General features: G+C 60.1%; 23 protein-coding genes. 3 read left to right on the top strand and 20 right to left on the bottom strand.

All coding sequences use genetic code 11. The features are described 5' to 3' along the window. Nucleotides 1–67: 67 nt before the first annotated feature. From rplQ to rplO, 7 genes are all read right to left on the bottom strand, one after another. Entirely contained in the window at nt 68–490 is a 423-nt protein-coding gene (gene rplQ / locus RAK1035_RS05935; protein WP_008281208.1) for a 50S ribosomal protein L17, read from the bottom strand. A gap of 151 nt (nt 491–641) precedes the next feature. Continuing rightward, the gene (locus RAK1035_RS05930; RefSeq protein WP_008281207.1) at nt 642–1,658 is read right to left on the bottom strand and encodes a DNA-directed RNA polymerase subunit alpha; all 1,017 of its coding nucleotides are present in this window, start codon (nt 1,656–1,658) and stop codon (nt 642–644) included. 114 nt (nt 1,659–1,772) lie between these two features. Continuing rightward, nucleotides 1,773–2,162 carry a 30S ribosomal protein S11 gene (rpsK, locus tag RAK1035_RS05925; RefSeq protein WP_008281206.1) on the bottom strand — a complete coding sequence of 130 codons (390 nt, stop codon included), beginning with the start codon at nt 2,160–2,162 and terminating at the stop codon, nt 1,773–1,775. Between the two features lie 15 nt (nt 2,163–2,177). After that, nucleotides 2,178–2,546, bottom strand: a complete 369-nt coding sequence (rpsM, locus tag RAK1035_RS05920; RefSeq protein WP_008281205.1) for a 30S ribosomal protein S13 — start codon at nt 2,544–2,546, stop codon at nt 2,178–2,180. A 211-nt stretch (nt 2,547–2,757) separates the two neighbouring features. Then, on the bottom strand, nt 2,758–3,402 hold the full coding sequence (locus RAK1035_RS05915; protein WP_008281204.1) for an adenylate kinase: 645 nt from the start codon (nt 3,400–3,402) through the stop codon (nt 2,758–2,760). After that, on the bottom strand, nt 3,399–4,763 hold the full coding sequence (gene secY / locus RAK1035_RS05910) for a preprotein translocase subunit SecY (RefSeq protein ID WP_037297822.1): 1,365 nt from the start codon (nt 4,761–4,763) through the stop codon (nt 3,399–3,401). Before secY ends, RAK1035_RS05915 begins: the two co-directional genes overlap by 4 nt. 111 nt (nt 4,764–4,874) lie before the next feature. Further along, complete coding sequence (gene rplO / locus RAK1035_RS05905; RefSeq protein WP_008281202.1) at nt 4,875–5,348, bottom strand: 50S ribosomal protein L15; 474 nt, start codon at nt 5,346–5,348, stop codon at nt 4,875–4,877. A 379-nt stretch (nt 5,349–5,727) separates the two neighbouring features. Between rplO and RAK1035_RS05900 the strand changes: the two genes are divergently transcribed. Both RAK1035_RS05900 and RAK1035_RS05895 read left to right on the top strand, forming a co-directional pair. Next, nucleotides 5,728–6,264 (top strand): hypothetical protein, encoded by a 537-nt coding sequence (locus RAK1035_RS05900; RefSeq protein WP_008281201.1) that lies wholly within the window; start codon nt 5,728–5,730, stop codon nt 6,262–6,264. A gap of 212 nt (nt 6,265–6,476) precedes the next feature. Continuing rightward, nucleotides 6,477–7,199: a vWA domain-containing protein gene (locus RAK1035_RS05895; RefSeq protein ID WP_037297819.1), complete on the top strand. Its 723-nt coding sequence runs from the start codon at nt 6,477–6,479 to the stop codon at nt 7,197–7,199. A 4-nt stretch (nt 7,200–7,203) separates the two neighbouring features. On the opposite strand, the gene folD is transcribed toward RAK1035_RS05895, so the two are convergent. The 13 genes from folD to RAK1035_RS05830 all read right to left on the bottom strand — a co-directional run bounded on the left by folD (nt 7,204) and on the right by RAK1035_RS05830 (nt 20,685). Further along, a complete protein-coding gene (gene folD / locus RAK1035_RS05890) occupies nt 7,204–8,094 on the bottom strand; it encodes a bifunctional methylenetetrahydrofolate dehydrogenase/methenyltetrahydrofolate cyclohydrolase FolD (RefSeq protein ID WP_037297817.1) in 891 nt (296 codons plus the stop codon). 91 nt (nt 8,095–8,185) lie between these two features. Next, nucleotides 8,186–9,862: a formate--tetrahydrofolate ligase gene (locus RAK1035_RS05885; RefSeq protein ID WP_008281198.1), complete on the bottom strand. Its 1,677-nt coding sequence runs from the start codon at nt 9,860–9,862 to the stop codon at nt 8,186–8,188. 149 nt (nt 9,863–10,011) lie between these two features. Continuing rightward, nucleotides 10,012–10,617, bottom strand: coding sequence for an MOSC domain-containing protein (locus RAK1035_RS05880; RefSeq protein WP_008281197.1), 606 nt, complete (start codon nt 10,615–10,617; stop codon nt 10,012–10,014). 65 nt (nt 10,618–10,682) lie between these two features. Further along, nucleotides 10,683–11,399, bottom strand: coding sequence for a methyltransferase domain-containing protein (locus tag RAK1035_RS05875; RefSeq protein WP_232279207.1), 717 nt, complete (start codon nt 11,397–11,399; stop codon nt 10,683–10,685). Nucleotides 11,400–11,461: 62 nt separating this feature from the next. Continuing rightward, nucleotides 11,462–13,378, bottom strand: coding sequence for an ATP-dependent zinc metalloprotease FtsH (gene ftsH / locus RAK1035_RS05870; protein WP_037297814.1), 1,917 nt, complete (start codon nt 13,376–13,378; stop codon nt 11,462–11,464). Nucleotides 13,379–13,457: 79 nt separating this feature from the next. Next, the gene (gene tilS / locus RAK1035_RS05865) at nt 13,458–14,714 is read right to left on the bottom strand and encodes a tRNA lysidine(34) synthetase TilS (RefSeq protein WP_008281193.1); all 1,257 of its coding nucleotides are present in this window, start codon (nt 14,712–14,714) and stop codon (nt 13,458–13,460) included. Beyond that, nucleotides 14,711–15,553, bottom strand: coding sequence for a tol-pal system protein YbgF (gene ybgF / locus RAK1035_RS05860; RefSeq protein ID WP_008281191.1), 843 nt, complete (start codon nt 15,551–15,553; stop codon nt 14,711–14,713). The genes tilS and ybgF overlap by 4 nt, the downstream gene beginning before the upstream one ends. Before the next feature lie 20 nt (nt 15,554–15,573). Beyond that, a complete protein-coding gene (pal, locus tag RAK1035_RS05855; RefSeq protein ID WP_008281190.1) occupies nt 15,574–16,092 on the bottom strand; it encodes a peptidoglycan-associated lipoprotein Pal in 519 nt (172 codons plus the stop codon). A 74-nt stretch (nt 16,093–16,166) separates the two neighbouring features. Continuing rightward, nucleotides 16,167–17,492 (bottom strand): Tol-Pal system beta propeller repeat protein TolB, encoded by a 1,326-nt coding sequence (tolB, locus tag RAK1035_RS05850; protein WP_008281189.1) that lies wholly within the window; start codon nt 17,490–17,492, stop codon nt 16,167–16,169. After that, a complete protein-coding gene (locus RAK1035_RS05845) occupies nt 17,489–18,628 on the bottom strand; it encodes a hypothetical protein (RefSeq protein ID WP_008281188.1) in 1,140 nt (379 codons plus the stop codon). The genes tolB and RAK1035_RS05845 overlap by 4 nt, the downstream gene beginning before the upstream one ends. Before the next feature lie 11 nt (nt 18,629–18,639). Next, complete coding sequence (gene tolR / locus RAK1035_RS05840; RefSeq protein ID WP_008281187.1) at nt 18,640–19,113, bottom strand: protein TolR; 474 nt, start codon at nt 19,111–19,113, stop codon at nt 18,640–18,642. A 3-nt stretch (nt 19,114–19,116) separates the two neighbouring features. Beyond that, nucleotides 19,117–19,812, bottom strand: coding sequence for a protein TolQ (gene tolQ / locus RAK1035_RS05835; protein ID WP_008281186.1), 696 nt, complete (start codon nt 19,810–19,812; stop codon nt 19,117–19,119). 159 nt (nt 19,813–19,971) lie between these two features. Further along, a complete protein-coding gene (locus tag RAK1035_RS05830) occupies nt 19,972–20,685 on the bottom strand; it encodes a response regulator transcription factor (protein ID WP_008281185.1) in 714 nt (237 codons plus the stop codon). 299 nt (nt 20,686–20,984) lie between these two features. Here RAK1035_RS05830 and RAK1035_RS05825 point away from each other — a divergent pair, with 299 nt between their 5' ends. After that, the gene (locus RAK1035_RS05825) at nt 20,985–21,698 is read left to right on the top strand and encodes a redoxin domain-containing protein (protein ID WP_008281184.1); all 714 of its coding nucleotides are present in this window, start codon (nt 20,985–20,987) and stop codon (nt 21,696–21,698) included. Nucleotides 21,699–21,705: the final 7 nt, after the last annotated feature.

Below are 21,705 nucleotides of genomic sequence, written 5' to 3'. Positions count from 1 at the left end.
CAGACATGCAAAACCCCCGCCGGTGAGGGCGGGGGTTAATCTGTAACCATCTGAAATGGTTATGATCTTATTCGTCGTCTGCCATCTCAAAGGCCGCATTGCGGGCCTTGTCCGATGCGCCTTTGGCATCAACGTCACGGTCCACGAATTCGATGATCGCCATCGGTGCCATGTCACCATAACGGAAGCCGGCCTTGAGCACACGGACGTAACCGCCCTGACGGTCCTTGTAGCGGGGTCCGAGAATGTCGAACAGCTTGGCCACATAGGCGTCTTGCTTGAGTTGGCTTGCGGCCTGACGGCGGGCGTGCAGGTCGCCACGCTTGCCCAAAGTGATCAGCTTTTCGATGATCGGGCGCAGTTCCTTGGCCTTGGGCAGGGTGGTCTTGATCTGCTCATGTTCGATGAGCGAGCCAGCCATATTCGCCCACAGCGCCTTGCGGTGCTCATGGGTGCGGTTCAGGCGGCGGTAGCCTCTTGCGTGACGCATTTTCTATCTCCTTAGCGTGTTTTGCTTTGTCCGGCGGTCTGATGCGTGTCAGCCGCTCTCCTTGGGGCATTGGCCCGTATTTTCCCCGGCATTCCGGGCATTACCCCACCCTACGAAGCTCTCCGTAGGGTGGGTGTATCGCACGCGTATATCAGAACGCGTCTTCGAACTTCTTGGCGAGGTCCTCGATATTGTCTGGCGGCCAATCCTCGACATCCATGCCAAGGTGCAGGCCCATGCCCGAGAGCACTTCCTTGATCTCGTTGAGCGACTTGCGGCCAAAGTTCGGCGTGCGCAGCATCTCGGCTTCGGTCTTTTGGATCAGATCGCCGATGTAAACGATGTTGTCGTTCTTGAGGCAGTTGGCAGAACGGACCGACAATTCCAACTCGTCCACTTTCTTGAGCAGGAGCGGGTTGAATTCGAGACCGTCATCGTCATCCTGACGGCTGGCCGACTCGGGTTCGTCGAAGTTCACGAAGATCGACAGTTGATCCTGCAGGATGCGCGCGGCATAGGCCACGGCATCATCCGGGGTGATCGATCCGTCAGTTTCGATTTTCATCGTCAGCTTATCATAGTCCAGAACCTGACCTTCGCGGGTCGGTTGAACCTCGTAGCTGACGCGCGAGATCGGCGAATAGATGGCGTCGATCGGAATAAGGCCGATAGGCGCATCTTCAGGCTTATTCTTGTCAGCCGACACATAGCCCTTACCCTGATTCACGGTCAGTTCCATGAAGAGGTCAGCGCCTTCGTCGAGGTGGCAGATCACATGATCCTTGTTGAGAATCTCGATACCCGCGCTGTCAGAGATGTCACCGGCAGTGACAACGCCCGGACCCTTGGCATTGACCGAAAGACGCTTGGGCCCTTCGACTTCCATGCGGATCGCAACACCCTTGAGGTTAAGAACGATGTCGGTCACGTCTTCGCGGACACCGGCCACCGAGGAGAACTCGTGCAGCACATTGTCGATCTGCACGGCGGTGATGGCCGCACCTTGCAGCGAAGACAGAAGAACGCGGCGCAGCGCGTTACCCAGCGTGAGACCAAAGCCGCGCTCGAGCGGCTCGGCGATCAGAACCGCCTGACGCAGCGGGTCATTGCCGGGTTTTACTTCAAGCTGTGTCGGCTTGATCAATTCAGCCCAATTCTTGTGGATCATGCGTCCCTCCATTCTTGCCCTGTTCCCATGTCCAAAGGTTCAGAGCGCCCGAGGATGTAAAATGACGAAAGCGGGACCGCGCCAAGGCGCGGCCCCACCAAGAGATGTATCGGATCAGACCCGGCGGCGCTTCGGTGGGCGGCAGCCGTTGTGCGCCATCGGTGTCACATCACGGATCGACGTGATGTTAAAGCCGACAGCTGCCAAAGCGCGCAGCGCCGATTCACGGCCCGAACCCGGTCCCTGAACTTCGACGTCAAGCGAGCGCATGCCGTGTTCCTGTGCCTTGCGGCCAGCATCCTCAGCGGCCATCTGCGCCGCGTAGGGCGTGGATTTGCGCGAGCCTTTGAAGCCCATGGTCCCAGCCGAGGACCATGCGATGGCATTGCCCTGCACGTCCGAGATCAGAATCTTGGTATTGTTGAAGGAAGAGTTCACGTGAGCAACGCCAGTGGCGATGTTCTTGGAAACCTTTTTCTTGGTGCGTTTGGTATCGCGTGCCATATCTGCTGCCCTCCCTTATTTCTTCTTGCCGGCAATGGCTTTTGCCGGGCCCTTGCGGGTGCGGGCGTTGGTGTGGGTCCGCTGACCACGCACCGGCAGATTGCGACGGTGACGCAGGCCGCGGTAGCAGCCAAGATCCATCAAACGCTTGATGTTCATCTGGGTGTCGCGGCGCAGGTCGCCTTCGACAGTGTAATTCGCGTCGATATGTTCGCGCAGGGCCAGAGCCTCGGCATCCGAAAGCTCGTTTACGCGACGCGAAACGTCGATGCTGAGCGCTTCGCAGATGGATTTGGCCGAGGCATGGCCGATTCCGGTGATGTAGGTAAGGGCGATGGGAACCCGTTTGTTGGTCGGGATGTTGACGCCGGCGATACGTGCCAAGTGTAGCTTCCTTTTTCGTTGCGGTTCCGTAGCACCAGAACCTTTTTTCACAACGTAAGCCCGAAGCGATCACGCACCGGGCCGCGGCTGATTCCAAATGAGTGATTCGCATACCGGGTGCGACCCGGAACCAGAATCAATCTCGTGTTCGAGATAGGGCTGGTTATGGGGAAATGGTCGGGGCGTCAAGGCCCCGAACCCCTATCAATCGCTATTTGTCAAGCGCTTCTGCAATCTCAGCCTGCACCGCGTCAATCTCAGCCAGACCATCAACCGAGGTCAGTTGACCATGGGCATAGTAATAGCCAAGCAGCGGCGAGGTTTTCTTGTAATATTCCATCAGACGATTCCGCAGCGCGTCTTCGTTGTCATCCGCACGGCGTTTGACATCTGTAGAGCCACACTTTGCGCATTTGCCATCCGCAGGCCACGGCTTGGTGATGTCGTTATAGACCTCGCCACACCCACCACAGGTTGAACGCGCCGTGATGCGCTGAACGAGCGCTTCGTCATCGACGCGCAATTCGATCACGGCCACCAAGGTCTCGCCGGTTTCTTCGAGCAGATCGGCCAAGGCATCCGCCTGCGCCAGTGTGCGTGGGAAGCCGTCAAAGATGAAACCGCCTTTGCGCGCGCCTTGCAACTGCTCGCGGATCAGGCCGATCACGATTTCATCGGTCACCAGATCGCCGCGCGCCATGACATCTGCGACGATGCGCCCCATCTCAGAGCCGCTGTCCTTGGCGGCGCGCAACATGTCGCCGGTGGAGAGCTGGATCATATCCCGGCTTTCGACAAGATAATGCGCTTGCGTGCCCTTGCCTGCGCCCGGCGGTCCGAGAAGGATGATATTCATCGCCGCGCCGGTGCCTTTCTGCGGCTGCGTTTCTTGCCCTTGCCGCTCAGTTGGGATTTCTCGATCAAGCCCTCGTATTGATGGGCCAGAAGATGCGACTGAACCTGCTGAATAGTATCCATCGTCACGGAAACGACGATCAGAACCGACGTGCCGCCAAAGTAGAAGGGAATGGCGAACTGGTTACGCAGGATCTCTGGCAGAAGGCAAACCGCAGCGAGATAGGCAGAGCCGATGACCAGCACACGGTTCACAACGAAATCAAGATATTCCGCCGTCCGTTTGCCCGGACGAATACCGGGAATAAAGCCGTTCTGGTTCTTGAGGTTCTCGGCCACGTCATCGGTTTTGAACGCAACGTTGAAGGTGTAGAAATAGGCAAAGAACACGATCATGATCGTGAAGAACAGCAGATAGAGCGGCTGTCCAGGGCCGAAATAGGCCATCACGGTCGAGAGAACCGGATTGGTGGTATTTCCGGAGAACGTCGTGATCGTGGCCGGAAGAAGAAGAAGAGACGAGGCAAAGATCGCCGGGATCACGCCCGCCGGGTTGACCTTGACCGGCAGGTGCGACGAGCCGCCATCGTAGATCTTCATACCGACCTGACGGCGGGGATATTGAATGTGGATCTTGCGCAAAGAGCGTTCCATGAAGACCACAAAGGCGATCACGGCCACGACCATCAGCATGACACCCACGATCACCGCAGGGCTGACCGCACCAGACCGGCCCGATGCGAAAAACTGTGCCAGGGCCGCGGGAACTTCGGCGATGATACCGACAAAGATGATCAGCGAGATGCCGTTGCCCACGCCGCGCGCGGTAATCTGCTCGCCCAGCCACATCAGGAACATGGTGCCCCCGATCAGCGTGATCATGCAGGACGCGATAAAGAACATGCCGGGATTGGAGACCATATCGCCCGACTGCAGCGATACGGCAAGCCCGTAGGATTGCAGCGTTGCAAGCGCAACCGTACCGTAGCGGGTATATTGGTTGATCTTCTTGCGACCCTGCTCGCCTTCTTTCTTGAGTTGCTCAAGAGCAGGCACCATTGCGGTCATCAGCTGAACAATGATCGACGCCGAGATATACGGCATGATGCCCAGAGCAAAGATGCCCATCCGTCCGAGCGCGCCGCCGGTAAACATGCTGAGCATGCCGCCGATTGAGGCCTGCGCGCCCTCCATGAATTCGCGCAGCGCCACACCGTCGATACCCGGAACCGGGATGAAGGTGCCCAGCCGGTAGACGATCAGCAGGCCGAGGGTGAACAGGATTCGTTTGCGCAGTTCGGTGGCTTTGCCCAGCGCGGACCAGCTGGTGTTGGCCGCCATTTGCTCTGCTGCAGATACCATTCGCGGGTCTCTTTCATTTGACAACGCCGCCTTGGGCTGTTTTCCAGCTCAGGCGGCGTCAAAGGAAAACTTGGGCTATATGTAAGCGGCACAGATGCCGCTCACAACCTCTTATTCAGCCGCTTGCGCGGTTGTGACCGAGAGGGAGCCGCCGGCCTTTTCGACCGCTTCAATCGCAGCGCGCGAGGCACCTGTGACCTGAATGGTCAACTTGGCGGTCACGTCACCCTTGTTCAGGACGCGGATACCATCAAGTTTGCGACGTACGAGACCCGAGGACACCAGTGTTTCTTCGGTGATCGGCGCAGAGCCGTCAATCTTGCCAGCCTCAACGAATTTCTGGATCAGGCCAAGGTTGATGACAGCAAAGGATTTGCGGTTCGGCTTGTTGAAGCCGCGCTTGGGGAGACGCTGATAGAGCGGCATCTGGCCACCCTCGTAGCCACCGATCGAAACACCCGAACGGGATTTCTGCCCCTTGATACCCCGGCCAGCGGTTTTACCCATGCCGGAACCCGGACCACGGCCAACGCGCTTCTTGCGCTTGGTGGCACCGGGATTGTCGTGCAGTTCATGCAGTTTCATGTCGCTATCTCCTTGCCGGATGCGGCCCCCAGCGACGGGAGCGGCCGAACGCGGCGTGTGTGGGTTGAGTCGGACCCCAGTACGAGGCCACCGGGGGCGTATAGACGGTGCCGAGGTCCTTGACAAGAGCGGCGCATCGCGTCCGAAATCGCGGTACCCTCGCTGGAAATTCTCGCGATAACCCAGACTTTGCGCTATCCGTTGAACGCAACGCAGGCAGGAAAAGACAAGCCACTGAGCCAGTCGGCGGTCGCGCGGGTAGCCTGATCAGCGGAATACCAGACTCCTCGATTTTGTCGCGGGCTGTGTTCGCTCAACAGAGCTTGGGGTCGAAATCGGACCATTTGGAGGCCCCCTGCTGACCGGACCGGATTGGAATGTGCGCTACGCCGATGTCAGCACCACAAACGAGCTGAGACGCCTTGCCAAGAGCAGCCCGCTGAGGCGCGCAGATCGGGTGGTTGAGGTCGATTATGTGCTCTGGAACATCACCCTGCCGCAGGCAATTCCGGGCGCAGGGGTGCGCTTTGTCTTTGGGTCCCATGTTTATGAGCATATAGCCAATCTGCTTGGGTTTTTTCGGCAGCTTGCGGCTGAGATGGGTCCGGGCGGTGCCATCATCGGGGCGTTTCCCGACCGTCGTTATACCTATGACATTGATCGCCCCAGAACGACACTTGGCCAGTTCATCGACCGCGAGACGCGTGATGTCGCCAGCCCGGACGCTCAGACGGTTTTTGACCATTTTTATCATTTCAGGCCGGTCAAAGCAGGACAGGTCTGGCAGCACGGCGCCAATCATGGTGTCGCGCGCCAGTTCTCGTTGGCCCATGCGCTTAAGATGAAGAAAACCTCCGCACCAGCTATGTCGACGTGCATTGCAACATCCCGACGGATCAAGAGCTTGTCGAATTGACCGAGACGTTTCCAGAACTTGGCATCAAGCTTAGTCTTCACAAAATGGTCGAAACCTTTCGACCGATGAACGAATTTCATTTCTGCCTGAAAGTCGTGTGACCGGTCGGAGAAAGCCCGTGCATGCTGCGCAAGTTTGGCAGGGTCAGTTCTCTGGACATATGCTGAGACCGCGATAGGCTAAGGGTGCGATCCTGAGACCGGAGGCCCCTGATGCGCGCGATTGCTCTCTGCCTAGCCCTCGCTGTTCTGCCGGGCCCAACGCCACAGGCGGCCACGGGCTGTGCCGCTGATGCGATGCTGGTATTTGACGGGTCTGGGTCCATGGCCGAGGTCGGACATGATCCAACTGCCGCAACCCGGATCATCGAGGCGCGCGCGGCACTGCGGCGCGTGATGCCCGACGTTGCGCCCTATCGGCGGATTGGCCTCTTGTCCTATGGGGCTGGGGGTAGTCATCCCTGTTCGGGGATCACCCGGCATTTTGCCCCTATGCCGGATGCGGCGGCTGCGGTGGTGGTGGCGGTCGACGCGCTGATGCCCGGCGGCCTGACCCCGATTGCCGCCTCGGTGGCGGCGGCGGCAGAGGTGTTAGAGTATCGCACACAACCCGGGATCGTGGTCTTGGTTACGGATGGCAACGAGACCTGCGGCGGTACGCCCTGTGCGCTTGGGGCCGCTTTAACCGCAGAGGCGCGCGATTTGACGGTGCATGTGATCGGATTTCGCGTTGTGCATGACCCGTTCTCGTGGAACAGCCCCGAGGCGCAGGGCTATGACGGGCAGACCGTCGCAAAATGTCTGGCAGATGCGACGGGGGGAGTTTTTGTATCGACCGAAACAGTCGACGAACTGGTCGAAGCCCTGCGCGAGACGCTTGGTTGCCCGCTGATTGGTGGGCTTGGGGCAGGCGCCCCGCCGCGTGGGCGGGGCTGATCGTTCAGGCCGTCAGGCCCTCTGGCTCGGCCAGACCATTGGCGCGGCAGCAGGCGGTGAGGGTATTGGCCAAAAGGCAGGCGATGGTCATAGGGCCGACACCGCCCGGCACTGGGGTGATCGCCCCGGCAACAGCGGCGGCCGAGGCGTAATCGACGTCGCCGACCAACACAGTCTTGCCGTCCCGTTCGATCCGGTTGATGCCCACGTCGATCACGGTAGCCCCCGGCTTGATCCAGTCGCCCGGCACCATTTCAGGGCGACCGACGGCAGCCACGACGATATCGGCGCGACGGCAGACATCGGCGATATCCTTGGTCCGGCTATGAGCAATCGTGACAGTGCAGCTATCGCCCAAAAGAAGCTGTGCCATCGGCTTGCCCACAATGTTCGAGCGGCCAAGCACCACAGCATCCATGCCCGCCAACGAGCCGTGATGGTCGCGCAGCATCATCAGGCAGCCCAAGGGCGTGCACGGCACCATGGATTTCTGGCCAGTGCCCAAGAGGCCGACGTTGGAAATATGAAAACCGTCCACATCCTTGGCCGGATCAATAGAGTTGATCACCAGATCGGAATCGAGATGCTTTGGCAGCGGCAATTGCACGAGGATGCCGTGCACGGTGGCGTCTTTGTTGAGACGGTCGATCAGTGCCAGAAGATCAGCCTCTGACGTGTCAACATCCAGCTTGTGCTCGTAGGAATTCATGCCCACTTCGACGGTCTGCTTGCCCTTGGAGCGGACATAGACCTGACTGGCCGGGTCTTCGCCCACAAGCACCACCGCGAGGCCCGGCGTGATGCCGTTTTCCTCTTTCAGGCGCGTCACATGCGAGGCCACCTTGGTCCGCACCTCTGCGGCAAAGGCTTTGCCGTCGATCACTTTAGCCGTCATTCCCAGCCCTTTCATCGTGCTTTAAATCGTTCTGCGCAACGCGCAAGGCCGCCCAGAGCGCGATACTCTGGGCGGCCTTATTTGGTGAGGTTTAGAACAGGCCTTCGATTTGGCCGTCGTCGTTGAGACGGATCGTCTCGGCAGCAGGTTTGCTGGGCAGACCCGGCATTGTCATGATCTCGCCACAGACGACGACGACAAAGCCAGCACCGGCCGAAAGACGCACTTCGCGGACCGGTACGGAATGGCCGGTGGGCGCACCGCGACGGTTCGGATCGGTGGTAAAGCTATACTGCGTCTTGGCCATGCAAACTGGCAGATGGCCATAACCCTGCGCTTCCCATTCCTTGAGCTGGCTGCGGATCTTTTGATCGGCCAACACCTCGTCAGCGCGATAGATGCGCTTGGCGATGGTTTCGATCTTTTGGAACAGCGGCATGTCATCGGGATAGAGGGGCGCGAAATTGGCATTCCCGGCCTCGGCCACTTCGACCACTTTGCGCGCCAGAGGCTCAGAGCCTTCGGAGCCCAGTTCCCAATGGCGCGACAGCACGGCTTCGGCACCATGATTGGCGACAAAGGTTTTGACGGCCTCGATTTCTGCTTCCGTATCGGTGACGAAATGGTTGATCGCCACAACCACCGGCACGCCGAAGGATTTGACGTTCTCGATGTGGCGCCCAAGGTTCGGGCAACCCGCCTTGACCGCATCAACGTTCTCGGCACCCAAATCTGCCTTGGCGACGCCGCCGTTCATCTTCATCGCACGCACGGTGGCCACGATGACCACGCAATCGGGGGCTAGGCCCGCCTTGCGGCATTTGATATTCATGAACTTTTCTGCACCAAGGTCAGCGCCAAAGCCCGCTTCGGTCACAACATAATCGCTGATCTTGAGCGCGGTCGTGGTCGCGATGACCGAGTTACAGCCATGCGCGATATTGGCGAAGGGTCCGCCATGCACGAAGGCAGGGTTGTTTTCCAGCGTTTGCACAAGGTTGGGCTGCATCGCATCTTTGAGAAGCACGGTCATCGCGCCTTCGGCCTTAATATCGCGGCAGAAGACGGGGCTGCGGTCGCGGCGATAGGCCACGATCATAGACCCAAGACGCTCCTCAAGATCCTTAAGGTTCTTGGAGAGGCAGAGGATTGCCATGACCTCGGACGCGACAGTGATGTCAAAGCCATCTTCGCGCGCAAAGCCGTTGGAAACACCGCCCAGCGACGAGGTGATCTGGCGCAGCGAGCGGTCGTTCATGTCGACCACGCGACGCCACACTACGCGGCGGGTGTCGATGTTCTGCTCGTTACCCCAATAGATGTGGTTGTCGAGCATGGCGCTGAGCAGGCTGTGTGCGCTGGTGATGGCGTGGAAATCGCCGGTGAAGTGCAGGTTCATGTCCTCCATCGGGACAACCTGTGCATAGCCGCCGCCGGCTGCGCCGCCCTTCATGCCAAAGTTTGGCCCAAGGCTGGCCTCGCGGATGCAAACGGTGGCCTTCTTGCCGATGCGATTCAGGCCGTCACCAAGACCAACAGTGGTCGTGGTCTTGCCTTCGCCTGCAGGGGTGGGGTTGATCGCAGTCACGAGGATCAGCTTACCGTTCTTGTTGCCCTGAACGGAGTCGATGAATTTCTGGCTGACTTTTGCCTTGTCATGGCCATAGGGCAGAAGATCGTCGTTCGAGATGCCCCGCTTTTCGCCGATCTCTTGGATCGGTCGCTTCTTGGCCTCCCGTGCAATCTCGATGTCGCTCTTGTAACCCATAGTCGTTTCCTTCCCTCGTCTGTTGGGCTTGATCTGACCACGGTGATAGCCAATTCTCGGCATCCCACAGCATGCGAATCCGACACATGGGCCTGTGCTTGCGGCGGATCACCGCAGACGGTGTCGGATCGGAAACCGAGAAAGGGGAGTCAGAGCAACGTGGCGCGCACACGCGAGAGTTCGGACCAGACCGGCTGATCGGGAATATGCAGGCGCAGCATTTGACCCAAGGCCAGCCGCCCCTCACGCTCGACCCAAGCAGTGACACCGCGCCGCCCGAGAGCCGCGCGCTTGAACCGTGCACCAAAGCCCGGGGCGTGGGTCTCGATCACCTTGGCAGGCAGGTGACAGGGGCGATTTTCCATATCAATCACCAGCGTCACCCCATCCGGTCCTTGCAAGCGCGATGAGGGAGGTAAATGGCTGAGGTCGGGAATACCACTGATCACCAGCGAGGCACCCAGCCAGCTTGGTTCAAGCCGCGCAACACCCATGGTGGCGGCGATGGCTGTCAGCTCTTCGTCTGAAAGGACAGAAAATTGCCGCGCATTGCGGATTTCGGTGCCTCTGGGGTGCTGGGAAATAACGCGGCTACATGAAGGGCGGGTCAGGCCCGCGTGCTCTTCGCCCGCGACACCGGCAAAGGTCACGTCGACCGCGTCGAGCGGTTCGGCTGCCAGAGACGCATCGCGCTGCGCCACTCGGCCCAGCCAAGTGATTCGGCCCTCATACTCGGTTGGCATCAATGCGGGCATTGATCTTTGCGCCCCGTTTCTTCTTGGTGGAAAATACTCGCCCCGCAGGGCCGTTCAAATTCAGGTCAGACGGTCAGGGTAAAGAACATGCGGCGGAACGGGAACAGCACAGTACCATCGGCACGAACCGGGTAGGCGCTATGCATCACCTCTTCGTAACGACGAATGAGATCGGCCTTTTCATCCGGCTCGAGCGCGGCCAGAACCGGACGGGCATAGGTGCTTTCGGTATAGCGGCGCACCGGGTGGCTCCCGGGTTCGGCGGTCAGCCTTTGATAATAATCCGTTTCCCAGAGGCGGAATTGACCGAGCGGCGCCAGAAGTTCCTCGTATTTGATCGGAGACATCACACCGGGGGTGCCCATCTTTTCGATCCGCCCGGCAAAGAGTTCCTCTGCCAGCGAGAGCCAGACACGGTGCGAGGGGGCCTTGTTCTGGTGCGGCATCTGCACAGCCAGCGTCCCGCCCTTGCCCAGCATGCGGACGAGCCGGGGCATAAGTGCTTCGTGATTACCAACCCAATGCAGGGCCGCGTTGGAATAGATCAGGCCCGGCGCGCGGCGCGGGTGCCACTCGGCGATATCGGCCTGTTGGAGGGCATCATAACCCGTCCCTTGTGCCTTTTCGAGCATGGCGGGGCTGGCATCGACCCCCACAACCGCGCGATTGCCCGCGCGGGCACGCAGGGTTTCGATCATCACGCCGTTGCCGCATCCAAGGTCCACCACATCGCCCGCGCCCATCTGACCGACGGCGTTCAAAAGATCGAGGGCAGGCCGCAAGCGTTGATCCCGGAACCTTGCATAGGCTCCGGGATTCCAATCCTGTTTCGCGGCATTCGTGCTCACGTTGAGGGCTCTGGCTCCAGCCCGCCGTCGCCGGGCGTGGATTTGGGCTTGGTTTTCGGGATTGCGGTGACAGAGGGCTTGCTGGCTTCGGCACTGCCGTCGTCATCGTCATTCGCCGAGGGAAGTTCGCCCCGCATCACGCGCTTGATCTCGTCTCCGGTCAGTGTCTCGTATTCCAAGAGACCCTGCGCCAGACGTTCCCAATCTTCCTGACGATCAGTCAGGATTTTCTTGGCCCGAATATAGGCCTCGTCGATCAGGCGTTTGACCTCTTCCTCGATCAGCTCTTTGGTATGTGCGGAAATCGAGAAGCCACCGGCACCATTGCCCATGTAGCCTTCGTGCGCCTGCTCATAGTCGATATTGCCAACCTTGTCGGACATGCCCCAGCGCATCACCATGGCGCGCGCAAGGCCACTGGCCTGTTGAATATCGCCAGCAGGGCCGTTCGACACGTTATCCTCGCCGTATTTGAGGATTTCGGCGGCTTTGCCTGCCATGGTCATGGCCAGCTTTTCCTCGCACTCGGAGCGGTGCCAATTGAGCCGGTCAATCTCGGGCAAGCTCACAACCATACCGAGGGCACCACCGCGCGGAATAATCGTAGCCTTGTAGACAGGGTCACATTTGGGCAGGGCAAGACCCACCACCGCATGCCCGGCCTCGTGATAGGCGGTCTTTTCCTTTTGATCGTCGGTCAGCACCATCGAACGGCGCTCGGCCCCCATCATCACCTTGTCTTTGGCGTTCTCGAAGTCGACCATAGTCACAAAACGTCGACCGACACGCGCAGCCATCAGCGCCGCCTCGTTGACGAGGTTGGCAAGGTCCGCGCCAGAGAAACCGGGCGTGCCGCGCGCAATCAGGCGCAGGTCCACATCGGGGCCAAGCGGTGTCTTGCGGGCGTGAACGTTAAGGATTTTCTCGCGGCCCTTGATGTCGGGATTGGGCACGGTCACCTGACGGTCAAAACGACCGGGGCGCAGAAGTGCGGGGTCAAGAACATCCTTGCGGTTGGTGGCCGCGATGATGATCACGCCTTCGTTGGCCTCGAATCCGTCCATTTCAACAAGCAGTTGGTTCAGCGTCTGTTCGCGCTCGTCATTGCCGCCGCCATAGCCCGCCCCACGGTGGCGGCCGACCGCGTCAATCTCGTCGATAAACACGATACAGGGCGCGTTTTTCTTGGCCTGCTCAAACATATCGCGCACGCGGGATGCACCCACACCCACGAACATTTCCACAAAGTCAGAACCAGAGATGGTGAAGAAAGGAACGCCCGCCTCACCCGCAATGGCGCGGGCAAGCAGCGTCTTACCAGTACCCGGAGGGCCGACAAGCAGCGCGCCCTTGGGGATTTTACCGCCAAGCCGCGAGAATTTCTGCGGGTTGCGCAGGAATTCCACGATTTCCTCAAGCTCTTCCTTGGCCTCGTCGATGCCTGCCACATCATCAAATGTGACGCGACCGTGCTTTTCGGTCAGCATTTTGGCTTTGGACTTGCCAAAACCCATCGCGCCACCTTTGCCGCCGCCCTGCATGCGGTTCATGAAATAGATCCACACGCCGATCAACAGAAGGAAGGGCAGAAGCGAGACAATGAAGGTCTGAAAGCCGGATTGCTGCTGGCTCTCGGCCTTGACCGGAATACCCGCATCAATCAGACGTTGGGTGATTTCTGCATCCTCAGGCTTGATCGTTGCATAATCCTGCCCATCCGCGCCGCGATAGCGCACAGTCTCGCCATCCAGCGTTACCTGGCTCACACCGCCACTGTCCACTGCCGCCACAAACTCGGAATATGGCACTGCGCGGCTCTGGAGGGTGTTGCCCGACCCGCTGAACAGGTTGAACAGCGCGAGGATCAAAAGGAACAGCACCAGCCAGAAGGCGATATTTCTTGCGTTACCCAAGGGTTCTCTCCCAAAATTCGTATCCCCGTGCGTCTAGCACAGGGCGCATGGATCATAAATAGAGATCACGGCCCTATCTTCAATGACATAATATGGACATCAGCAGATTGTCCTGCTCAGGCTTGAGGATCAGCGCCCAGCCATTCGGGTGACCCATGAGCGGGGCGGCGATCAGAGTATCCCCTTGCCAGAGGCCAGGGGCGCAGAGCGCAGAGGCATGCGGCAGGCCACTCTGGCGCCAATCCGGGCAAGCCTGCAGTCCGTTGGGTCCAAGCGCGGCTATCTCGACACCGGGGGATGCGGGGCCGCTCGCCTGCCAGCGATTATCCCAGAGGGTGTTTACGGGCGCGCGCAGTCCCTTGACCGCGGCATATTCCCGCGTGAGGCGAAGCTGGCCGTTCTTGGGCGGCAGAAGAAGGCAGCCGTGCAGGGGCATTGTGTGGCCATCACGGGCGGCTTTGATAAAACTCGCGAGAGCGGTGCCGCGCGGCGGATACTCCTCCCCCGCAAGCCATTGCAGCATAGCCTGCATGAGACGGCGCGCGATTTCCTCAGGGAGATCATTAAATCCGGGGTGGTCGATGAGAATATCCCCAGACTGCACCTGAAGAAGTGCGCGGGCGGCGGTCAGAGTGGCATGATCCAGCGCCGTGCGAACCCCGGACAGGGTGCGCGCCACATCGGCCAGCGTCGCGGCACCAAGCCCCATGGGCGCGAGGGCCATGAGACTCTGACGTGCGCGGGGGCGCAGGTAGGTGGTATCATCGTTGGTTGGATCATCGATCCACGATTGACCAAGTCTGCGCAGATGATCGCGCAGGGCCTCGCGGGATAGGTCGAGTAGCGGGCGGTGAAAGGTCACCCCCGACTGCGTCCAGCGCGGGCGCATCGCCGCAAGCCCATCCACACCCGCGCCGCGTGCAAGACGCATCAAAAATGTTTCGGCGACGTCGTCTTGGGTATGGCCAATGGCAATATCATGTAGGTCATTTGCGCGTGCCCAGTCAGTGAGGAGCGCATAGCGCGCCCGGCGGGCGTGGTCAGGAAGATTTCCGGAGCCATCCCAACCTTGCCAACGCACGGTGTCGTGCGGGATCGCCAGACGGGCGCAGATCTGTGCCACGTCCACGGCCTCTTGCGCAGAGGTGGGGCGCAGCCCGTGATCAACGGTGACAGCGGCGGGCGTGGGGCCACCCACAAGGGACCAGCCGTGAAGAAGGTGCAAAAGCGCCAGCGAATCGCTGCCGCCGGACACGGCAACGCCCAGCCGGGTAGGGATATGCCCCGCGAAATGCGCCGCGAGGCTGCTTTGTAACGACGCGTCTGGCGGGATCACGAACAGCCCAGACGGCCCATCTCGGATTGCGCCGAAGAGACCGCCGCCGCAGTGGGATAGCGGGCTTCGACCTGGCCCAAAGTCACGCAGGCCTCTTGGGTTTGGCCCAGACGACCCAGCGCACGCCCTAGACGAAAGAGCGCCTCTGGGGCCTCTGACCCGTCAGGGGCTGCGCTGAAACTGTCAAGATAGGCGCGCGCGGCCTCGCTCTGCTGGCCAGCCGCCTCGAGCGCCTCACCGCGCAAAAGACCTGCGCGGCCAGACAACGGGCTGCCCGGATAGGTCGACAGGAAGGCGGCAAAACCTGCCGCCGCCTCGCTGTTATTGCCTGCCTGCAAGGCAGCTTCGGCGCGGTCGAAATCGTCTCGCTCTCCGATGGCAAGCTGCGGATTGTCGCCGGTGCTGACCTCTGGGGTGGTCGGAAGTGGAACCGCCCCGCCACCCGCCGTCACAGGATCGACCCCGCCTAGCGTGCTGCCGGGTTCCAGCGTGGCAATGTCACAGCTGGGTTCCAGTTCGCAGAGGCGGAATTCTAGATCGCCGACGCGATTGGTGCCATCGGACACCACGCGATCAATGCGAAATTCCAGCTCTTCAGTCTTGGAGGTGAGGCGCTGCACCTCGCTTTCAATCGCATTCACGCGGTCCACCAGAGACCCGCCGCCACTCAGTTGGCCCGCAGCACCGGTGGTGCTGAGTTCACGCTTGAGATGCTGCAAGGTGACGAAAAGCACTGACAGTTCCTGACGGATGTCGGCCAGCGTCTGATCCGTCTGCGCCGGAGCAGTTTGCGGCGCAACAAAAAGACCTGCTGCCAGAATGAACGCGAAACGACGCATGGTGCGGCCCTCTTCCTAGGTTAGCTGCCTAGACCGGCGGCCAGCACAGTCACGGCGCGCCGGTTCTTGGCATAGCACGCCTCGTTGCTGCAAATCTCGATCGGGCGCTCCTTGCCGTAGCTGACCACGCGCAAGCGGTTCGGGGAAACACCGCGACCAATCAGATATTCCTGAACCGCGTTGGCGCGACGCGCACCAAGGGCAAGGTTGTATTCGCGGGTGCCTTGTTCGTCGGCGTGGCCTTCGATCACGGCAGTGAAATCACGGTTGGTGGTCAGCCAGTTGGCCTGACCGTCAAGCGTGGCTTGTGCGTCTGAGCCGAGCGTGGATTGATCGACGGCAAAAAGCACGCGATCCCCCACCGTCTGCTGGAAATAGGCCGGCGAGGTGGGATCTTGCGCCGAGCCGGCAAAGCCAGCCCCAGAGTTCGCGCCATTGTTGAGATCGACAGCACTGCCGTCGTCAAATCGGTTGGGATTGGTACAAGCGGCCAGTGCCAGCCCTGCACAGAGGATCAGTGTCTTGCTCAGATAGGTCATTTTAGCCCCATTCGTTTCTGCCTTGGCCTGTCATATCACAGCCCGCGTCCCAAGGAAACGCGGGCCTTGTGGGTTCAATTCTGAAGCGGTGACCACGAAGGATCGCTGGCCCCGGTATTGGTCGGGACCTGTTTTAGATTACGCCCGGTGATATCCACCGAATAGAGGCTGGCCTGACCCTGTTCGCCTTGGGTTTCGCGGGTGAACATGATCACGCGGCCATTGGGGGCCCATGTTGGGCCTTCATCGAGGAAGGAGGCGGTCAAAAGACGCTCTTCGCTGCCATCGGTGCGCATGACGCCGATGTGAAAGCGCCCCTTGGACTGTTTGGTAAAGGCCACAAGATCGCCGCGCGGCGACCAGACGGGCGTGCCGTAGCGCCCCTCGCCAAAGCTGATGCGCCGGGCCTCGCCGCCACCTGCGGACATGATGTAAAGCTGCGGTGTTCCGGAGCGGTCGCTCTCGAACACGATCTGGCTGCCATCGGGGCTATAGCTGGGTGCGGTTTCGATAGAGGGGGCGGTGGTTAGCCGGGTACTGGCACCACTGCCGATGTCCATCGTATAAAGATCGGTATTGCCGCCTTGGGTCAGCGAATAGACCACGGTGCGCCCATTGGGGGCAAAGCGGGGCGCAAAGCTCATGGTGGCGTCCTGTGTGGGCAATTCGCGACGCCCCACATTGGCCACGTCGAGCACATAGATGCGCGGAAAGCCAGTTTCATAGCTGGTGTAAAGCACCCGGTCGCCGGTGGGGGAAAAGCGGGGTGCCAAAACAATGCTGGTGCTGTCGGTCAGATACTGCACATTGGCACCATCATAGTCCATGATGCCCAGCCGCTTGGCGCGCTGATCCTTGGGGCCGCTCTCGGCAACAAAGACGACACGGCTGTCGAAATAGCCGCCTTCGCCGGTGATGCGGCTATAGACCTGATCAGCAACCTTGTGGGCAATACGCCGCCAGCCGTCCTGTGTTCCGACAAGCTGTTGACCTGCGCCCAGTTCCTGACCGGAAAACACGTCATAGATGCGGAATTTGGCGATGATGCGCCCGGCACCATCCGTGCTGACCGCGCCTGTAATCAGGGCCTGTGCATTGATCGCGCGCCAGTCGGCATATTGCACCGGGCTTTCAAAGCTGGTGATCCGGCTGATGTGGGCGGAACTCGGGATCTGGCGAAAGAGCCCTGTGCCGTTAAGATCGGCGGCGATCACGCTGGCGATGTTGCGGCCAAGTTCCTGACCCGCCGCACTATCCGAGACGAAATCGGGCACGGCAAAGGGCAACGGTTCGATCACACCTTCAGTGATCTCGATCCGAAGCGGGCCATTGCCCTGCGCCAGAACGGGCATGGCCCAGAGTGTGAGGGCCGCAAGGAGGGTCATCATAAAGCGCATCATTTGATCCTCATACTCTCCGGATTGAATGTCATTTCGATGTCACGCCACTGGTCGTATTTTTCCGGCGGCAAGTTGAAACCATTGGCGCCGCAGCGGATGATCGCCCGCCGTGCGGCCTCGAAAGCCTGACGCGCTGCCGCATCGCCCCCGCCGGAAAAGCTGTCCATACGGATCGAACCATTGTCCGGCCTGCCATCCTCGCCCATACGCACCGAAACCACAACCGTAGTGCCCAGCGCCTCGGTGCTGAGCGAGCCTACGTTCCAGCATTGCTGCACAGCGACACGCAGCGCATCCTTTTCGCCAGACGTGAGCGGCGGGCCGCTGGGGGCGGTGTCGGTCTGCTGACCGGTACCAAGGGCGGCGGCCAGTGCATCGTTGACGGCGCTCTGATCGGTCGCGGGCGCAGCGGGTCTGGGTGTTTCGGTGGTAGCTGGCGCCGGAGTTTCGGTGGGCGTTGGTGCTTCGGCCTGAGCAACCGGGCGCGCGGGGCGCGGTTTGGGTCGCAGAGAGGACGTGGGCGCGGCGTCTTTCGACTCTTCCGCCTCGGTCACGATCTCGGTTGCCGCCTCTTCCTGTGCCGTAGCCTCGGCGGGCTCTTGCGGCACTTCGGCACCTTCCTCGGGCGCGACCTCGGACTGGGCCACCTCATCAATGCGCACATCCGGTTCCGGCGGTGCCACGGCCTCGGGAGCAACGCGGGGCGCGGGGCGCGGCTTGGGCCGGGGCGAAACCTGCGGAACCACGACCGCCACATCCTCTTGCGGGGTTTCAAGCACCGGCGCTGTATCCGTCACCTCGGCGGGCGCAGGCGGGGTGATTTCCGAGACATCGGGCGCGGGATCAGGGGGCGCGGTTTCCTGTGCCGGGGGCGGCGTGCTCTCAGGCGGGGTATCGGGGATAGAGGCAAGCGGCGGCGCAGAATCGCCGGGCGCGGGCGGCTCTGGTGTGTCGACATTGGCGACAGCCTCGGGGGCGCTCTGACGTGCGAGCAGGGCCGCGAATTCCTCAGAGGAAATAGTTGTGGCCTCCACCACCTCGAAGGGGGGCGGATCAGAGCGGAACACGCCCCCAAGCAGGGCCCAGCCGATCAATGCCAGATGGCCCGCGCCCGATATGATCTGTCCGGTGTTCACCAGATGCGCCCCTAGCCGCCCTGCCCGTCAAGTGCTGGACCGCCAGCATCTGTCACCAGCCCAATATTCGCAAAGCCGCCGTTGTTGAGTGCGCCCATGACCTGCATAACGTCTTGATAAGGCACTGACCCATCGGCGCGCAGGAATACGCGGGTACTCTCGCGTTCTGTCGCAATGGCGCGCAGACGGGCGACCAGTTCTTCGCGCGGCACCTCAGAGGTCTGGATCATCACGATACCCTCGGCGGTGACAGTGACGGTCAGCGGCTCTTCTTCTTCGCTGGGAAGGGAATTGGCGGCGGTTTTGGGCAATTCCACCGGCACGCCCACCACCATAAGGGGGGCGGCCACCATGAAAATGATCAAAAGCACCAACATCACGTCCACAAAGGGCGTGACGTTGATCTCAGACATCGGGCGCGAGCGGCCACGCCCGCGCCTCCGACGCCCTGAATCGCCTGATTTCTGAACGACACCCGCGCCCATGGTCTAGCTGTCCAACTGTCGGCTGAGAATGGTCGCGAACTCGTCGGCAAAGGCCTCGTATCCCGCTACAATCCGGTCGGCATCGGCGCTGAGCTTATTGTAGAAGATAACCGCCGGAATGGCCGCGATGAGGCCGAGGCCGGTGGCCAAGAGTGCCTCGGCGATGCCGGGTGCGACAACGGCAAGGTTGGTATTCTGCTGCTCGGCAATTTCGACGAAGGCATGCATGATGCCCCAGACGGTGCCAAAAAGCCCGATGAACGGCGCGGTAGAGCCGACTGTCGCCAGCACCTGAAGCCCACTCTGAAGGCCCTCGGATTCTTTGGCGATGGCCACGTCCATACTGCGGTCGATACGCGCCGTAGCCCCAGCGATGAGATTGCCGTCATTGCGATGGCTGCGCCGCCATTCTGTCATGCCGGCGGCAAAAATCCGCTCGGATTGACCCGCGGGTTCTGGCCCGATTTCGTCGAACAACCCATCGAGCGGCTCACCGGACCAAAAGCGGCGATCAAAGATTTCAGCCTCAAGCTGTGCCTTGCGATAGATGATGATCTTTTGAATGATGATCGACCAGGCCCAAAACGAGGACACGATCAACATGAACATCACCAGTTTAACGGTGAGAGTGGCGCGTGCGAAAAGCGCCCACATGGAGAAATCTATCTCCTGTGCCAATGCCAGGGTTTCTGCTTCCATTTGCCTGCTCTTTGTGTGTCTGGCCGTTCTCCGGCCTTATTGCAGAGCAAACTATCCTATTTGAAACGGGAAAGCCAACACCATCCGCAAGCCAGCGCTGGTTTACAGCGGAATTCGCCTCAGGATCGGGCGGATATTTGCCGGAACGTGGCGGCGGGGTCAGACTTCGTCCAGCATTTGCGCTTCGAGGAGCATATAACCTCGACCATGAACGGTCTTGATGCGGCGGTTTCCTTCCTCGCCCGCGAACAACTTGCGACGCAAGCGGCTGATGATGCCATCCACGGAACGGTCGCTGATCGACCACTGATCTCCGCGTACCGATTTGATAATCTGGTCGCGCGACAAGATCGCATTCGTATGGGCCACCAGCACCATCAGCACGTCAAATTCAAAGGTGGTCAATTCAATGGGCTGCCCACCAATTCGAACAGAGCGACGCACGCCGCAGATTTCCACATTTCCTACCCGGCGCAACGACGGGCTTGGCATTGGACGGGTCCCATCGGCATCGGGTGCCGCAGCCGCTATCCGTCGCACCACAGCCCGCACACGGGCGCAAAGTTCGCGGGGGCGCACGGGTTTGACCATATAGTCATCTGCCCCCATTTCCAGCGCAAGAACGGCGTCGATCTCGTCTTCGGAATTGCCCAACAAGATTAGCCCGGCACCGGATTTGTGGCGTAACTGGCGCACGATATCATAGCCATCTACGCCACGATACCGGGCCCCCACCACGCAGATGTGTACGTTGTTGCGCTCTACCGCGTCCAAAACAGCAGAAATATCCGGACACAGCACCGTTTCGTAACCCTCTTCGGCAAGGCGCTCTGTCACAAGAAGCTTGGTTGCGCGGTCCTCTTCAAGAACCATGGCCCTTAGTGGCATATTGTCTCGCATCGATGTCTGGGGATGAATATATCGCGAGGCGAAAACCAAGGACGACTGCGCGGGGTGAATTGGGACCGAACCAAAAATCCCATGCACTCAGGACATTTAGAAGAGTACTATCAAAGTCACCTTTTAGACACAAGCATCTACGACCGATGGGCGATTTTTGTGTTAAGACATAACGTTAAATGCCTTTGCCCGATTTTAAACACATTTGGTTTCAATCCTCTCACTGTTGCAGGCATCAACAACTTTCAATCAGAGGACGATGGGGCGCTGGCATGACCATACAATTCTTTACTCCACGCGGGCCGGGAAACGAGGTTTTGAAACTGCCCAGCTCGTTGCGCAAAACTGTAAAGTGGCTGCCGCAGATCGGAGACCTGTTTCCCGATTTTGCTGTCGAGACCACACAGGGGACTTTGCGCTTTTGGGATTGGGCTGAGGGCAGTTGGGTGCATCTGTTCAGCCATCCCGCCGCATTTACGCCGGTCTGTACCACCGAGATCGCGTCACTGGCCAGCTATTCAAGATCCTGGACTGCGTGTGGGATCAAGAACCTAGCCCTGACTGCCTCTTCGATCGCAGAACAGCAAGCGTGGCATGCAGAGATCGAGGATATGTTCGACGTGAAAGTCGATTTCCCCTGTGCCTGTGATCACGGCATGCGACTTGCGCGGATATTCGGCATGGTCCACGAAAAGGAATCCTCGGAATGGCCCATTCGCAAGAGTTTTCTGATTGATCCGGCGCAACGGATACGGATGATTTTCGAGTATCCTGTATTTGTTGGCCGGAATACCGACGAGGTTCTGCGTGTGGCCAAGGCGCTGCAACTGCGAGACAGGACCGGCGCGGCCACCCCTGCGGATTGGTATGATGGGGATATAGCGATTATCTCTGACAACCGACCAGAGGCAGATGTGATCCGCGAGTTTGGTGTGGGTTCAACGCAGTTACGCCCGTATTTACGGGTAGTCGGTCAATGCCCGTGACGCGTCG

The organism is Roseovarius sp. AK1035, from assembly GCF_003288315.1.
GTDB classification, from domain to species: Bacteria; Pseudomonadota; Alphaproteobacteria; order Rhodobacterales; family Rhodobacteraceae; genus Roseovarius; species Roseovarius mucosus_A.
The sequence above is the reverse complement of the archived record's forward strand: the minus strand, read 5'-3'. Positions and strand labels throughout refer to the sequence as shown.